The organism is Azospirillum sp. (genome assembly GCF_035627195.1).
Classification (GTDB): domain Bacteria; phylum Pseudomonadota; class Alphaproteobacteria; order Azospirillales; family Azospirillaceae; genus Azospirillum.
This window is the reverse complement of sequence record NZ_DASPMG010000259.1, coordinates 13,177-29,215: the sequence shown is the minus strand read 5'-3', so window position 1 is coordinate 29,215 and position 16,039 is coordinate 13,177. Positions and strand designations below refer to the sequence as shown.

Genomic DNA, 16,039 nt, shown 5'->3' with positions numbered 1-16,039 from the left:
CATTCCGGCGCCTTTCACCAATCGTTAGGGTTAGGGGGACAGCCTGTTCCGCGTGACCGTGGTCCGCGGAAGGCGTCATGTCCCCCACCTCCTCATCCTGGCTGCGTGGAGCGGCCCTCTATCAGATCTACCCCTTGAGCTTCCTCGACGCCGACGGCGACGGTTACGGCGACCTGGAGGGCGTGCTGCGCGGGCTCGACCACGTGGCGTCGCTGGGCGTGGACGGGGTGTGGATCGGGCCGTTCTACCCGTCGCCGTGGAAGGATTTCGGCTACGACGTGGCCGACCACCGGGCGGTGCACCCGCGGCTGGGCACGCTGGATACCGTGGACCGGCTGCTGGCGGCGGCGCACGCGCGCGGGCTGAAGGTGATCCTCGACCTGGTGTGCGGCCACACCTCCGACCGGCATCCGTGGTTCGAGGCGTCGCGGCGGTCGCGCACAGGCCCGTACGCCGACTGGTACGTGTGGGCGGACGCGGCGGCCGACGGCACGCCGCCCAACAACTGGCTGTCCGTCTTCGGGGGGGCGGCCTGGACGTGGGAGCCGCGGCGGCGCCAGTACTACCTGCACCACTTCCTGTCCAGCCAGCCGGCGCTGAACCTGCACGACCCGGCGTGCCGGCAGGCGATGCTGGACACCGCCGCCTTCTGGCTGGAGCGCGGGTCGGACGGCTTCCGCATCGACGCGGTGGACTTCTTCGCGCACGACCCGGACCTGCGCGCCAACCCGCCGCAGCCGTGGACGCAGCCGGAACCGCCGCTGAAGCCCTTCGCGCTGCAGCGGCACCTGCACGACATGATGCACCCCTCCATCCGCACGATCCTGGCGGAGCTGCGCGCCACCGTCGACCGCTTCCCCGGACGGGTGCTGCTGGGCGAGCTGTCGAGCCAGCCGGGGGCGGGCGGGCGGATCGCGGCGTACACCGCGCCGGGCGGGCTGGACGCCGCCTATTCGCTGAGCCTCGCCAAGCAGCCCTTCTCGGCCGCCGGCTTCGCGCAGGCGTTGACCGGCGTGCCGGATCCGTCGGCCATCTGCTGGAGCTTCTCCAACCACGACGTCGAGCGGGCCGTCAGCCGCTGGCTGCCGGAGGGGGCCGATCCGGCGCGATTCAACGCGTTGCTGGCCGTGCTGTTCGCGGCGCTGCCGGGCACCGTGTGCCTGTACCAGGGGGAGGAGCTGGCGCTGCCGCAGGCGGTGCTGGCGCAGGACCAGCTGCGCGACCCGTTCGGCATCACCTACTGGCCGGAGTTCCCCGGCCGCGACGGCAGCCGCACGCCGATGCCCTGGCGCGCGGCGGTGCCGCACGCCGGCTTCACCGGGGGCGAGACGCCGTGGCTGCCGGTGCCGGAGGAGCACCGGGCGCTGGCGGTGGACCGGCAGGAGGGGCGGCCGGGAAGCCCGCTGGCGGTCTGGCGGGCGGCGCTGGCCCTGCGCCGCGGCCACGATGCGCTGCGCACCGGTACCGTGGAGGACGTGGCGGTGCGGGGGGCGGTGCTGAGTTTTCGGCGGCGTGGGGCGGGGGCCGAGGTGCTGGCCGCCTTCAACCTGTCCGACCGTCCGGCGGAGGTGGCGCTGGGCGAGGTGGCGCCGGACGAGATGGCGCTGAACTGGGGGGGACGCCTTACCCCGCTTGCCCCGCCGGGCCCGCCGGGTGCCACCGCCGCGGAGGTGTCGGCCGACGGGCGGATCCTGGTGCTGCCACCCCTAAGCGCGTTCCTGGGATTCAAGCGGGTGAGCGGCTGAACCAATCAGGGTAAACCGCTGCCCGCGGTCATAGGCCCGCCGTTTCGTGCACTGGGGCGAGACGGAGGCGAACCATGGCGGAACCGCTGGAACCGCTGGAGGCGGGGGAGACCCTTTCGGGCATCTACTACATCGACGCGCTGCTGGCGGGCGAGGGGCGGCGGTGGAACGCGGGCGAGCCCTTCGGCACGCCGACGGAGGTGACGTTCTCGTTCATGACAGCACCCCCGGCCGACGCCACGCCGGAGGAATCCGCGACCTTCCAGGCCTTCAACGAGGCGATGCGGGAAGCCGCGCGCGGCGTGCTGGATATGGTGGCCGAGGTCGCCAGCATCCGCCTGGTCGAGGTCCCGGACGGCGAGGAGGTCGCCATCCGCTTCGGCATGAGCGCCCAGCAGGGCTCCGCCGGATACTGCTACCTGCCGGGCAGCGGCAAGGGCGGGGAGATCTTCCTCAACAAGAACTACCAGCCGAACCTGGACCCGGTGCCCGGCGGCTATGGCTACACCGTGCTCGTGCACGAGGTGGGGCACGCGCTGGGCCTGAAGCATCCCGGCGACTACAACGCCGGTTCGGGCGGCAATTCGGTGGGCGGGCCGTTCCTGCCGAGGGAGCAGGACAGCTTCCTCTACACCGCCATGTCCTATCACAGCACCGGCACCGGGCTGTACCCGGTCGGCTACCAGATGTACGACATCGCGGCGCTGCAATACCTGTACGGGGCCAACCGATCCACACGGGCAGGCGACGACGTCTATGGGTTCGACATCCGCGGGCAGGCGCGCACGATCTGGGACGGCGGCGGGCACGACACGCTGGACTTCTCCAACCAGCTGTTCGCCGTTACCGTCAGCCTGGAGCCCGGCGCCTTCAGCGACGTCGGCGCCTGGGCCGGCGGGCGGACGGCGCCGAAGGCGCTGGCCATCGCGCTGGACACCACCATCGAGGACGCGGTCGGCAGCGCGCACGCCGACGCTATGACCGGGAACGGCATCGGCAACGCGCTGACCGGCGGCGAGGGTGGCGACACGCTGTCGGGCGGCAGCGGGCCGGACCGGCTGCTGGGCAACCAGGCGGACGACCGGCTGTACGGCAACGAGGACCACGACTTCCTGCACGGCGGGCAGGGCGGCGACGTGCTGTACGGCGGCCAGGGGGAGGACACGCTGCGCGGCGGGGCGGGCGACGACACGCTGGCCGGCGGCGCGGGGGCCGACACCTTCGTGGTCGGCGGGGGCGGCGGCACCGTGCTGGTCGCCGACTTCGACCCCGGCGAGGGCGACCGCATCGCGCTGGCGGCGGGAGCGGCGTCGGCGGTGACGGCGGATGACGCCGGCAACGCCATGCTGCTGTTCGCCACGGGCGAGCGGGCGACGCTGGCGGGCATCACGCCCGACCGCGTCGCCCCGGAGTGGTTCGTGGTGGCCTAGCTCCATAAGCCCCTCTCCCGCGAGGGGGGAGGGGCTAAAAGTCAGCCCACGTCGTGCTGGGGCATCAGCTCGTACTGCGGCTTGCAGCCGGGCTGGGCCAGCATGCGGGCGTGCCACGCCTGCACGTTGGGGTACTGGGCGAGGTCGACCTGAGCCTCGCCGGCCAGATCGATCAGGGGGAAGGCGAAGATGTCGGCGATGGTCAGCCGCTCGCCATCCACGAAGCTGTGGCCGGACAGGTGCGCGTCGAGCTGCGCCAGGCCCGAGGCGGCGCTCTTGTCGAGCCAGGGCAGGGCGTTGGCGTCGCCGCCGAAGCGGCGGACGGCGCGGGAGCGCTGAAGCGGCAGCAGCACGTCGGCCAGCCACGACAGCCATTCCGCCAGCCGCAGCGTCTCGCCCGCGTCGCGGCCGCCGAACCGGCCGGTCTGCTCGGCGAGGTAGGTGAGGATGACGCCGGATTCGGACAGGCTGCGCCCGCCGTGCACCAGCGCCGGCACCCGGCCGAAGCGGCTGATGGCGAGGTATTCCGGCGACTTCTGCTGGCCGTTGCGCAAATCCACGTGGCGGTAGGCGAAGGGCACGCCGGCCATCGACAGGAACAGCGCGACGCGGGTCGCCGGCTGCGAGGCGTAGTGGCCGTAGACGGTGTAGTCGGCGCTCACGGTTGGGTCTCCCTGCTTCTTCGTTGGTGTTCCCACAATGCCACGCAGGGCGCCCATGCGCCATCCGATGGTGGTGGCGTGGAACAGGGTTGTCGGCGCGCGGGTTCATCAGACAGGGGGTTCTTGAAGGAAGGTGTCCCGCATGATTCCGGATCCCGGCCCCATACCGCCGACCATGCCACAGGCCCAGTCCGTGCTGTCCGTCCCGGTCCGGGCCACCGCCTGGGCGTGCGTGGCGGTGCTGCGCCCGTCGCTGGTGGTCGCGGCCATCGCCGCGGCGCTGGCCGGGCATGCGGCGGATCCCGGTCCGGCCGTGCCGGGGGCGCTTGCCTGGATCCTCGGCGCGTCGGCGGCGTTCGGGGCGGCGTCCGGCGCCATGGCGGCAGGCTTCGGCGAGGGCGAGCCGCCGCTGTCGCGCGCAGCGACGCTGGCGCTGGCGGTGGTCCTGATGCTGGCCGCCGTCGCGGCGGCGGCGCAGGTGTCGGCGGCCTCGGGCTGGCTGGCCATCGCCACGGCGACGGCGACGGCCGGCTTCCTGGCCGGCGGCCGGCAACGCATGCTGGCCGGGCCGGCGCTGGCCGGGCTGGCGCTCGGCGGGCTGTACCTGATGGGGTCGGCGCCGGGCGGGCTGATGACGGCGTGGCCGGGGGCGGTGGCCTTCGTGCTGTACGGCATGGCGTTCGGCGCGGTGGCGCGCGGCGATGGCCGGAGTGCGGGGTGGGGCACGGTCTACGCGGCGCTGGGCCTGCTGCTGGGGGCGGTGGCGCTGCCGATCCTGCTGGGCTGGCGCGACGACTTCGGCGGGCTGGCGGCGCTGCCGTTCGCGCTGGCGCTGGCCGTGCGGACGCTGCCGGACTTCCTGTGGGCGGCCACCGACCCGCGCCCGACGCCGGTGCAGACGGCGCAGCGCACCGCGACGGTGGGTGTGGCGGGCCTTGCCGCAGCACTGGCGGCGGGCTTCGCCGGGACCTTCACGGGCGTGATCCTGCTGGCGCTGATGCCGCTGTCCGGTGCGCTGGAACGCTGGTTCGGGGAGCGGTGATCGGCCAATTCGGTGCCGGAGCCGGAAAGGTGCTTTTGAGACACGGATGCACACGGATTTTGCACGGATGAACACGGATATTCATTCCATTCGTGTTCGTCCGTGGCCGGCCGCGCCGGCATCCGTGTCCATCCGTGTCTGAAATCCCTTCTCACCCCACCTTGCGCAGGCGGTGGACGGACAGGCGGTCCCAGGTGAGGCGGCCGCTGCGGACGGCGTCGTCCAGATCGGGGCGGCGGGCCAGCGCCTCGGCGGCCTTGGGGTCGCGGCTGCGGCCCAGCACGAGGGCGGCGGCCAGCGCCTCGTCCACGTCCGGGCCGTCGAGCATCCGGGCCAGTTCGTCCACCAGATGGCCGGCGGCGTGACAGCCGACGGCGCGCCAGAGGGCGGGGGGAACGGCGTGGTCGGCGGCGCGGCGCAGGCGGGCGTAGTCGCGGATCTCGTGCGCCAGCACCGGATTGGCGCGCCGCTCCAGCCCGATGATGGCGTCGAGCGGCGCGTCCAGGAACACCGCGCGCATGACCAGCCGGTTCCACGCCGGCTCGTCCAGGGCATCCGCCGGGTAGGGGTTGTGGAGCGCCAGCGCCTCGAACAGCGTGGTGTTGTCGGCGCGCAGCGCGTCGGCGGCCAGGGCCTTGTGCCGCTCGGGGTAGGGGAGCAGGGGCAGCGCGCGGTAGACCGCCGCCGCTTCCGTGTGGCCGCGGGCCAGCACGTCGGCCAGCATGGCGCCGTAGGCCGGGGCGTCGCTGTCGTCGTAGACCAGCAGCAGGACGGTGCGGGCCGCCTGGTCGGCGGTCCAGGTGTGGGGGCGCCAGCCGGGGCGGACGCGCTCGGCCTCCGTCCGGTCCTCGGCGCGCAGGTGCAGCGGGTTGCGGCCGACGTGGCGCGGGGCGGCGGCGAAGATGCCGAGGAACGCGCCGTCGTCGGCGCCGTCGTTCACCATGTCGCGGGCGTCGTCGAGCCAGTCCACCCCTTCCGGCGGGGCGGCGGTCTTCAGCCACTGGCGCAGCAGGTGCAGGACGTGCTGGCTGTCGACGAGGTGGTAGGGGGGATGGTAGGGCTTGGGCATGATGCGCTCTCCGGCGCGGCGGCGACGGATGGATAACCGCAGCGTTTCCGGTATGGTTCCGGTGCCTTGCCCTGGTTGCCGACAGGACCCGCCGGGGACACATAAGGCAGACGGATTGGGGAAGGAGACGGTGGCATGCGGCGGATCGCGGCGGCTTTGGCGTGCGGACTGGTCGTTTCTATGGCGGCGGGAGGGCTGCGGGCCGAGCCGCACCACGGCATGGCCCTCTACGGCGAGCCGAAGTACGGGCCGGACTTCACGCACTTCGACTACGTCAACCCGAACGCGCCCAAGGGCGGCAAGGTGACGCTGTCGGTCATCGGCTCCTTCGACACGCTGAACCCCTTCACGCTGAAGGGCGTGCCGGCGGCCGGCCTGGGCGAGATGTACGACACGCTGATGGCCTCCTCCGCCGACGAGCCGTTCACCGAATACGGTCTGCTGGCCGAGAGCATCGACGTGCCGGCCGACCGAGGCTCCGTCACCTTCACGCTGCGCGAGATCGCGCGCTGGCACGACGGCAAGCCGGTGACCGCCGAGGACGTCGTCTTCAGCTTCGAGACGCTGGTGAAGAGCCATCCCTTCTACCGCGGCTACTACGCCGGCGTGGCGAAGGTGGAGGCGGACGGGCCGCGGCGCGTGCGCTTCACCTTCAAGCCGGGCGACAACCGCGAGCTGCCGATGATCCTCGGCCAGCTCGCCGTGCTGCCCAAGCATTACTGGCAGGGCCGCGACTTCGCGGCGACGACGCTGGAGCCGCCGCTGGGGTCGGGGGCGTACAAGATCGCCACGGTCGACGCCGGGCGCGGCATCACCTACGAGCGGGTCGCCGACTATTGGGGCAAGGACCTGCCGGTGAACCGCGGGCGCAACAACTTCGGCACCATGGCCTACCAGTACTACCGCGACGCCACGGTGGCGCTGCAGGCCTTCCACGGCGGGCTGTACGACTTCCGCTTCGAGAACGTCGCCAAGACCTGGGCCACCGGATACGACGTGCCGGCCGTGAAGGAGGGCCGGATGGTGAAGGAGGAGATCGCCAACAAGGTCCCCGCCGGCATGCAGGGCTTCGTCTTCAACACGCGCCGGCCGGTGTTCCAGGACCCGCGCGTGCGGCAGGCCATCGGATACGCCTTCGATTTCGAATGGACCAACGACACGCTGTTCCACGGCGCCTACAAGCGCACCGACAGCTATTTCGAGAACTCTGACCTGGAATCCAAGGGCCTGCCCAGCCCGGCCGAGCTGAAGCTGCTGGAGCCGCTGCGCGACAAGATCCCGCCGGAGGTCTTCACCAAGCGCTATGAGCCGCCGGTCAGCAAGGGGCCGAACGGCATGCGCGCCAACCTGCTGGAGGCGCGCAAGCTGCTGGACGCCGCCGGGCTGGAGGTGAAGGACGGCGTGCGCGTGTTCAAGGACGGCAAGCCGCTGGCCTTCGAGATCCTCATCGACTCGCCCTCGTTCGAGCGGGTGACGCTGCCCTTCATCGACAACCTGAAGCGCCTGGGCATCCAGGCGTCCTTGCGCACGGTGGACACCACGCAATACGAGAACCGCACGCGCGACTTCGACTTCGACATGATCGTCAATGTGTGGGGCCAGTCGCTGTCGCCGGGCAACGAGCAGCGCGACTTCTGGGGTTCGGCCGCCGCCGACGATTCGGGAAGCCGCAACTTCGCCGGCATCAAGAACCCGGCGGTGGACGCGCTGGTCGACGCCGTCGTGCGCGCCGACACGCGCGAAGACCTGGAAGCGGCCGTCGCAGCACTGGACCGCGTGCTGCTGTGGGGCCACTACGTGGTGCCGCACTGGCACAGCGGCACCTACCGCGTCGCCTACTGGAACCGCCTGAAGCGGCCGGAGAAGACGCCGCCCTATTCGCTGGCCTTCGACGCGTGGTGGATCGGGGAGGGCGCGGCGCCGGCGGCCCCTCCGGCACCGAAATAAGTGTGTCGGTTCTGCCACAGGTTGCGAGTCCCTACGATTGGCACAATTAGGTCGCAGGTGGTCGCCTTGACGGTGAATCACGAATTAACCTAAATTTGCCGAAATTCGCTCCGATTGGGGCTTTCCGGGGATTCGCTATGGCCGACGGCATGGAACCGCACGCGACCACGCCCGCAGCCATCAACCGCGACACGAAGGGCGGCGTTTGCATGGATGCGGCAGAACAGGCGCGGACGATCCTCGTGGTCGAGGACAACGTGCTGATGCGCAAGCTCTTCGTCCGCTGCCTGGAGGAGGGCGGCTTCACCGTCATCGAGGCGGACGACCCGCGCAGCGTGATCGACCTGATGCTGGACACGCCGCCGGACATGGTGGTGATGGACATCGTCATGCCCGGCGTGTCGGGCGTGGAGCTGATCCGCCAGATCCGCGCGGACGAGCGGCTGGCGGCCATCCCGGTGGTGGCGGTCACCAACCTCGCCACCCCGGCGGACAAGCGCCGCCTTGCCGACGCCGGCTTCAACGGGCACGTGTCGAAGCCCATCAAGCCGAAGGACTTCCTGGCCACCGTTTCCGCCTTCCTGGGCGACGCGGCCACGGCGGACGCCTGACCTTTACCTGACCTCAAAGGCCTGACCTCAAAGGGAAGAGACGGAAACGATCATGGCGCGCTATCTGGTCACCGGGGGCTGCGGGTTCATCGGTTCCCACCTCATCGAACGGCTGCTGGCGGCGGGCCACGCGGTGCACGTGCTGGACGACCTGTCCACCGGCAAGCGCGAGAACCTTTCCGACGGCGTTCCGGTCACCATCGGCGACGTCGCCGACGAGGCGCTGGTGCGCGACCTGATGGCGGGCATGGACGGCTGCTTCCATCTGGCGGCGGTGGCGTCGGTGCAGCGTTCGCAGGAGGAATGGGTGGCGACCAACCGCGCCAACCTCGTCGGCACCATCGCGGTGTTCGACGCGGCGCGGCGTGCCAGGGACGGCCGGCCGGTGCCGGTGGTCTACGCCTCCTCCGCCGCCGTGTACGGCGACAATCCGAACATGCCGCTCAACGAGGACGCGGCGACCAAGCCGCTGTCGGCCTACGGCGCCGACAAGCTGGGGTGCGAGCTGCACGCGCGCGTGGCCGACGGGGTGCACGGCGTGCCGACGACGGGCTTCCGCTTCTTCAACGTGTACGGGCCGCGCCAGGACCCGAAGTCGCCCTATTCCGGCGTCATCTCCATCTTCGCCGGGCGCATCGCGCAGGGGTTGCCGATCACCATCCACGGCGACGGCGAGCAGGTGCGCGACTTCGTCTATGTGAAGGACCTCGTGCGCTACCTGACGGCGGCGATGGACGCGCCGCGTGCGGGGGCGCCGGTCTTCAACGTGTGCACGGGCAAGCCGACGTCGGTCAACCGGCTGGCGGCGGTGCTGGCCGAGCTGTCGGGGCGGTCGCCCGACGTGAGCCACGGGCCGGGGCGGGCCGGCGACATCCGCGTGTCGATCGGCGACCCGGCACGGCTGGTGGGCGCCTTCGGCATGGCCTGCGAGACCGACCTCGCGGACGGTCTGCGGGACACGCTGGCATGGCTGGGGTGACGATCCGCACGCTGACGCTGTTGGCGGCCGTGGTCGCGGGGCTGGTCGGCCGGACGGCCGAGGCCCGCGCGGAGCCCCGTGCGGAGGCCCGCGCGGAGACAGAGGTGCGCTGGACCGTCTATTACGCCGACAAGGAGCCGCCGCAGGCGTTCGAGCCGTACAAGCTCGTCGTGCTGGACAGCGACCGGCACCCGCCGCTGCGCCCGCTGCGCGACCGCGGCAAGACGCTGCTGGGCTACATCAGCCTGGGCGAGGTGGAGAACCATCGGCCGTGGTTCGAGAAGGTGAAGTCCTGGGGCATCCTGTCGGAGGAGAACCCCAACTGGCCGGGCAGCTTCTACGTCGACGTGCGCGACAAGCGCTGGGTCAAGCTGGTGGTGGAGGAACTGGTCCCCGCCATCCTGCACCGCGGCTTCGACGGGGTGTTCCTCGACACGCTGGACAACCCGCCGCACCTGGAACGCACCGACCCGCAGCGCTGGAAGGGCATGACGGAGGCGTCGGCGCGGCTGGTGAACGCCATCCGGCGCAATTACCCGTCGGCCCGCATCATGCTGAACCGCGCCTACGAGATCCTGCCGCAGACGGCCGGTTCGCTGGACTACGCGCTGGGCGAGTCCGTCTACACCACCTGGGACTTCCAGGCCGGCAAGGCGAAGCTGCAGCCGGAGGAGGACTACCGCTTCCAGGTCGAGGCGCTGCACGGCGCCAAGCGGCTGAACCCGAAGCTGGCGCTGATGTCGCTGGACTATTGGGACCCGGCGGACGTGGAGGGGGTGCGCCGGATCTACGCCACGCAGCGCGCCAACGGCTTCTCGCCGCACGTGTCGGTGGTCGAGCTGGACCGCGTCGTGCCGGAGCCGAAGCCGTGACGGCCCTCCGCAACGGCCGCGGGTAGGCCGCCATGCGCCCGCTCCGCCTCATCCTTGCCGTCCTGCTGCTGGCCGTGGCGTTGCCAGCGGCTGCGCAGCCGGTGCCGCGCACCGTGCTGGCGCTGTACGACGAGACGGAGGAGGTGAAGCTCAAGCTGTCGCGCATCCACACCATGGCGGAGATGCCGCTGAACCACCTCGGCCTGACGGTGGTGTACTGGGACGTCGGCAAGGGGCTGCCGGACCTGGGGCAGTACTCGGACCTGCGCGGCGTCATCACGTGGTTCGCCTCCTCGCCGTTCGAGGACCCGCACGCCTATGTGGACTGGCTGGACGCGGCCGCCGCGCGGGGCGCGCGGGTGGTGTCGCTGGGGCAACTGGGGGTGCGGTCGTCGCGCGACGGGCGGCGCATGCCGATGGCGCTGGTCAACCGCTTCTTCGCCCGCTTCGGGCTGCGCGACGACGACGGCTATTCGGACCTGACGTACCGCTCCCGCCCGGCCTGGGCGGACCCGGCGATGATCGGGTTCGAGCGCGATTTGGGCGGCGTGCTGCCGGGCTATCCGCGCTTGAGCAAGATCGACGGGCGGTTCACGTCGCATCTGGTGATGCGGCGCGGCGGCGACCCGGCCAGCGACAGCCACCTGATCGTCACCGGCCCGTCCGGCGGCTTCGTCGTCGAGGACTACGCGCGCTATTACGACGCAGAGTTCATTCGGCGGCGCTGGATCATCGACCCGTTCCTGTTCTTCCGGCTGGCCTTCGCCACGGATGATCTGCCGAAGCCGGACGTCACCACCATCGCCGGCCGGCGCCTGTATTTCAGCCACATCGACGGCGACGGCTGGCGCAACGTGACCGAGGTGGAGCCTTACGCCAAGCAGCGGCTGCTGGCCGCCGACGTGGTGCGCAAGGAGGCGATCGAGGCCTTCCCCGACCTGCCGGTGACCGTGGCGCCCATCGTCGGCGACCTGGACCCGGCGTGGCGCGGCACGCCGCAGGCGATGGAGGCGGCGAAGCGCCTGCTGGCCCTGCCGCAGGTGGAGGCGGCCAGCCACACCTGGACGCACCCGTTCAACTGGGGCTTCTTCAAGGACTACACCGCCGACAAGGAGGAGGTGTTCGAGACCCGCGCCGGGAAGGGCAAGGAGGGCGGCCTGCTGAGCCGCCTGCTGCCCCGGCGCAAGGAGGCGGATTACGAGGTGGTCGGCGAGGCGGCGGAGGCGGAGGCGCCGGCCGGCGGGCCGGACATCGGCCGCTACGCCGTGCCGCGCGCCTTCCTGCAAGCACCCTTCGACCTGACGCAGGAGATCGGCGGCTCGCTGTCCTACATCGAGAAACTGGCGCCGGAGGGCAAGCGGGCGCGGCTGCTGCAATGGTCGGGCGACACCTCGCCCTTCGAAGGGGCGGTGGCGGAGGCGCGCCGCGCCGGGGCGCGCAACATGAACGGCGGCGACACGCGGTTCGACGCCGAATACCCGTCCTACACCTCCGTCTCGCCGGTCGGCGTGGCCGTGGGGGGCGAGCGGCAGGTCTACGCCGCCGGGTCGAACGAGAACACCTACACGGACCTGTGGACCGACCGCTTCTACGGCTTCCAGAACCTGGCCGCCACGGTGCGCAACACCGGGACGCCGATCCGGGTGAAGCCGTTCAACATCTACTACCACATGTATTCCGGCCAGAAGCCGGGCAGCATCAGCGCGCTGAAGAAGAACCTCCAACTGGCCCGCAACAGCGAGATCGCCCCGGTCACCGCCACCCATTACGCCGGCATCGCCGAGGGGTTCTACACGACGCGGCTGGTGGCCGACGGCGAGCGGCGCTGGCGCGTGCGCGACCGGGGGGAACTGGCGACGCTGCGCTTCGACCGGGCGCTGTTCACCGCCGTGGACTTCGCCCGCTCCGCCGGCGTGCTGGGGCAGCGGCACCACCAGGGCAGCCTCTACGTGGCGCTCGACCCGGCGGTGGTGGAGCCGGTGGTGGCGCTGATGGACGTGGATCGGGCCGACGCTGACCCGCCGGCGCCGCGGCCCTATCTGGTGCACGGGCGCTGGCCGCTGGCCGGGCTGGCGGTGGAGGGCGAGGGGTTCCGCGTGCGGGCGCAGGGGTTCGGCGCGGGGGCGATGGTCTGGCATGTGCCGGCCCCCGGCCGCTACGCCGTGGTGGCCGAGCGCGACGGGCGGGAGCTGTGGCGCGGCACGGCGGAGGCCGGCGCCGACGGGCGGCTGTCCTTCACCGTGGAGGCCGACGCCGTGGCGCCGCTGACGCTGCGCGTCGCGCGCGCGGGCTCGTGAGGGGGCGGGCGCCATGCGCAGCAACCTCCTGGTCGTCCTCCTGGTCCTGGCCGTCGGCATCGGCATCAGCCTGCTGCTGATCCCGCGCGGCGGGGAGCTGGCGCTGCAGCGCTTCCGCGACCAGGATTTCGAGGCGGCGCGGGCCGGCTTCGAGGCGCGCTTCGCGGCGGGCGACCACGGGCCGGGCACGGTGATGCCGCTGGCCAAGCTGTACATGCAGGACGGCAACGTCGCCCGCGCCGCCGAGCTGATCGAGGCGTACGTGGCGCGCGAGCCAGGGCAGATCGAGGCGCGGGAGCTGCTGGGCAAGCTGTACCGCGACGCGCAGCGCCTGGGCGACTACCTGGAGAATTTGGAGGAGATCGCCGTCCACCGGCCGACGGAGGACGTGTTCCGCGAACTGGTCGGCTTCTACGCCTTTCACGGCGATTACGACAAGCAGGCCGAGGCGCTGAAGCGGCTGGTGGCGCTGCGGCCGGACGACCGGGACGCGGCGGTGGACCTGGGCAAGCTGTTGGCGGTGCGCGACCGGCACGCCGAGGCGGCGGAGGTGCTGGCGGCGATCGACGACCGCGCCGAGGGCGCCATCGATTTCGACGGCCGCGAGCTGCTGCTGAGCCTGCTCATGGACCTGGGGCGGGAGGAGGAGGCGATGCGGCGCGCCGGGCGCTGGCTGGCCGGCGAGCCGCCGGCCCACGTGATCCTGGCGCTGACCGGCATGATGATGGAGATCGGCCGGGCGGACTTCGCCCACCGGCTGATCGAGCCGTTCGCCGCGCGCGCCGTGGCGGAGCCGGTGCTGGCGCTGACGCTGATCGACCTGCAGATCGCCGACAACCGGCTGGAGGACGCGCGCCGCGCGCTTCAGGACTGGTGGGCGAACCGGCCGGTGGACGACGCGGCGGTCGGCCGCTTCGCGGCGCTGGCGCTGAACGCCGGGCTGCCGAAGCTGGCGCTGGAGGCGGCGCGGCCGCGCGACCCGCACCTGATCCCCGACTGGGCGCTGGTCGGCCTTGCCGACGCGGCGTTCCGCGAGGGGGACCGTGTCTATCTCGACCGCCTTGTGCGCGGCCTGGGCGATCGATTCCTGGAGCGCCTGCCGCTGCTGGGCGGGGAGATCGCGCTGGCCCGCGGCGACCGCGCCGCCGCCGCCCGGTGGGCCGAGAGCGCTGCCGCCGATGCAGACGCGCCGTTGGCGGACCGGCTGGCCGCCGTGCGCATGCTGGTCCGCGTCGAGCGGAAGGAGACGGCGGGGAAACTGTTTGCGGCGTTGCCGCTGGCGGGCGGGGACGTTCCGGACGAGCTGCTGGAGGATCTGGGCACGCTGTTCGCCGACCTGGACCGCGTGGCCGAGGGGTTCCGCTGGTTCGCGGCGCGGCGGACGGCCAAGCCGTCGCTGGCCGCCGACCTGGGCTGGGTGCGGCTGGCGGTGCGCGCGGGCGACCCGGCGGAGGTGGCGGCGTGGCTGGACGCGCAGCGCAAGCTGGACGACGGGCTGCTGCAGGACATCGCGTCGGTGGCGGTGGAGCGCGGTGCCGTGCCGCTGGCGCTGAAGGCGGCCGAGCGGGTGTTCGCGGCGGCGCCCACGCCGCGCAGCCGGCTGGCGCTGGTCAACGCGCTGCTGGCGGCGAAGCGGCCGGGCGACGCGCTGCCGCACCTGCGGGCGCTGCTGGGCGAGGACCTGGCCGATGTGCGCGGCCTGTACCTCGCCGCGCTCGACGCCGCCGGGGCGGGGGAGGAGCTGGAGGGCTACGTCACGCAACTGCTGGCCGCCGGCACGATGGGCGAGGCGGAGGCGGACGGGATGGTCTACCTGCTGCTGGACCGCAAGGCGTTCGCGGCGGCGCTGCCCTTCCTGCGGGAGCGTGCGGAACGGCGCGGCGTGGAGTGGGTGTACGCCTATGCGGACGCCGCCGGGAAGGCGGGCCGGGCGGCGGAGGCCGGCGCGGTGCTGGCGGCGCACGCCGAGGGCGACCCGGAACGCTGGTGGGCGATGGCGGTGGAGACGCTGCGGCAGGCCGGACGGAAGGACATGGCCGCCGACCTGCTGGAGCGGCTTCTGAAGCGGCCCGAGCTGGCGGTGAAGACGCGCGAGGCCATGGCCTTCGCGCTGCTGGAGGAGGGCGGGCCGGCGCGCGCCCTGCCGGCGCTGAAGCAGCTGGCCGAGGCGGCGCCGGCCGGGCCGTGGGACGGCATGGTGCGCGACGCGCTGGGCAAGCTGAACCGCCGGGACGAGCTGCGCGCGTGGCTGCTGGCCCGCGCCGGTGACGGCCGCATGCCGGTGAAGGAGCGCCGCGAGCTGGCCTTCGCGCTCTTGGAGATGGGCGAGAAGAAGGGTGCCGAGGCGACCTTCCAGAAGCTGGCCGTGGGGCAGGGGCCGGACGGGCCGGACGTGCGCCAGCTGTTCTACCTGTGGGGGCCGCGCCCGCCGGCCGGCGCGCTGGACTGGATCGAGGCGCGCGCTAAAGCGGCGAAGGAACCGGCCGAGCAAGCGGCGTGGTACGCCAAGCTGGCCGAGAGCGGTGGGGCATCCCGTGTGATCGGCGCGGTGGCGCAGCGCGGCGCGGCGCCGGACGGCAAGCTGCGCGGCTCCTACATCGAGGCGCTGGCGGCCGACGGCAAGGCGAAGGCGCTGGGCGAGGCGGTGCGCGCCGCCGTGCCGGGCGAGCGCGACCCGGAGGTGCTGCGCCGCTGGGCCCGGCTGGCCGAGGCGCAGCGCGAGAGTGCCGCGGCGGAGGCCGCGTGGAAGGCGCTGCTGGCGCTGAAGCCGGACGATGCGGACGGGCTGCGGCAGGTCGGCATGCTGGCCTACGACCAGGGGCACCTCGCCGAGGCCGAGCGGGCCTTGCGCCGCTTCCTCGCCAAGGGGGAAGGCGATTACGAGGCCAACTACTTCCTGGGCGAGGCGCTGACGGCGGCCAAGCGGACGGCCGAGGCGCTGCCGTTCTACCGCCGGGCGCTCCAGCAGATCGAGGCGTTGCCGGCCGGGGCGCGCAACGACGGGATCAAACAGGCGCAGGCCAACATCTTGCACCGTGTCGGCCGGGTGGACGATTCGGTTGCGCTGTTCGAGGAGCTGCGCCGCCGCCGGCCCACGGACAACCAGCTGCGCGCCGACTACGCCGCCATGCTCATCGAGAACCGCCGCCTGAAGGAGGCACAGCATGTGCTCAAGCAGGACTGACGCCCTTTTCTCCCTCCCCTGGCCCCGGCTCTCAGCGGATGCCAAGGGCATCCGCCTGACGCCGTCAGCGCTGGCCTCTGGCCAGCGCGAGAGGCGGGGGAGGGAAGCCCGCGAAGCGGGCAGGGTGGGGGCAACGGCCTTTGCGGGCGGCGGGACTGGGGGTGCTTGTTGTCCCGAAACAACTTGCCCCCACCCCCCCCA

11 protein-coding genes are annotated in these 16,039 nt (G+C 72.3%); 9 read left to right on the top strand and 2 right to left on the bottom strand.

What is annotated here, in order from left to right; genetic code table 11:
* Positions 1-77 precede the first annotated feature (77 nt).
* Positions 78-1,745 carry an alpha-amylase family glycosyl hydrolase gene (locus VED21_RS23280; RefSeq protein WP_324886514.1) on the top strand — a complete coding sequence of 556 codons (1,668 nt, stop codon included), beginning with the start codon at positions 78-80 and terminating at the stop codon, positions 1,743-1,745.
* A 74-nt stretch (positions 1,746-1,819) separates the two neighbouring features.
* Entirely contained in the window at positions 1,820-3,175 is a 1,356-nt protein-coding gene (locus tag VED21_RS23275) for a M10 family metallopeptidase C-terminal domain-containing protein (RefSeq protein ID WP_324886512.1), read from the top strand.
* 41 nt (positions 3,176-3,216) lie between these two features.
* Here VED21_RS23275 and VED21_RS23270 read toward each other — a convergent pair whose 3' ends face one another.
* Positions 3,217-3,837, bottom strand: coding sequence for a glutathione S-transferase family protein (locus VED21_RS23270; RefSeq protein WP_324886511.1), 621 nt, complete (start codon positions 3,835-3,837; stop codon positions 3,217-3,219).
* Between the two features lie 142 nt (positions 3,838-3,979).
* Here VED21_RS23270 and VED21_RS23265 point away from each other — a divergent pair, with 142 nt between their 5' ends.
* Entirely contained in the window at positions 3,980-4,879 is a 900-nt protein-coding gene (locus VED21_RS23265) for a hypothetical protein (protein WP_324886509.1), read from the top strand.
* Positions 4,880-5,030: 151 nt separating this feature from the next.
* Here VED21_RS23265 and VED21_RS23260 read toward each other — a convergent pair whose 3' ends face one another.
* A complete protein-coding gene (locus VED21_RS23260; protein WP_324886508.1) occupies positions 5,031-5,948 on the bottom strand; it encodes an EboA domain-containing protein in 918 nt (305 codons plus the stop codon).
* Positions 5,949-6,083: 135 nt separating this feature from the next.
* Here VED21_RS23260 and VED21_RS23255 point away from each other — a divergent pair, with 135 nt between their 5' ends.
* The 6 genes from VED21_RS23255 to VED21_RS23230 all read left to right on the top strand — a co-directional run bounded on the left by VED21_RS23255 (position 6,084) and on the right by VED21_RS23230 (position 15,838).
* Positions 6,084-7,895, top strand: a complete 1,812-nt coding sequence (locus VED21_RS23255) for an extracellular solute-binding protein (RefSeq protein WP_324886506.1) — start codon at positions 6,084-6,086, stop codon at positions 7,893-7,895.
* Positions 7,896-8,032: 137 nt separating this feature from the next.
* Positions 8,033-8,506 (top strand): response regulator, encoded by a 474-nt coding sequence (locus VED21_RS23250; RefSeq protein WP_324886504.1) that lies wholly within the window; start codon positions 8,033-8,035, stop codon positions 8,504-8,506.
* A 52-nt stretch (positions 8,507-8,558) separates the two neighbouring features.
* The gene (locus VED21_RS23245; protein WP_324886503.1) at positions 8,559-9,485 is read left to right on the top strand and encodes an NAD-dependent epimerase/dehydratase family protein; all 927 of its coding nucleotides are present in this window, start codon (positions 8,559-8,561) and stop codon (positions 9,483-9,485) included.
* Positions 9,473-10,357: an endo alpha-1,4 polygalactosaminidase gene (locus VED21_RS23240; RefSeq protein WP_324886502.1), complete on the top strand. Its 885-nt coding sequence runs from the start codon at positions 9,473-9,475 to the stop codon at positions 10,355-10,357. The genes VED21_RS23245 and VED21_RS23240 overlap by 13 nt, the downstream gene beginning before the upstream one ends.
* Positions 10,358-10,389: 32 nt before the next feature.
* Entirely contained in the window at positions 10,390-12,654 is a 2,265-nt protein-coding gene (locus tag VED21_RS23235) for a hypothetical protein (RefSeq protein WP_324886501.1), read from the top strand.
* 13 nt (positions 12,655-12,667) lie between these two features.
* Positions 12,668-15,838, top strand: a complete 3,171-nt coding sequence (locus VED21_RS23230; protein ID WP_324886500.1) for a tetratricopeptide repeat protein — start codon at positions 12,668-12,670, stop codon at positions 15,836-15,838.
* Positions 15,839-16,039 lie beyond the last annotated feature (201 nt).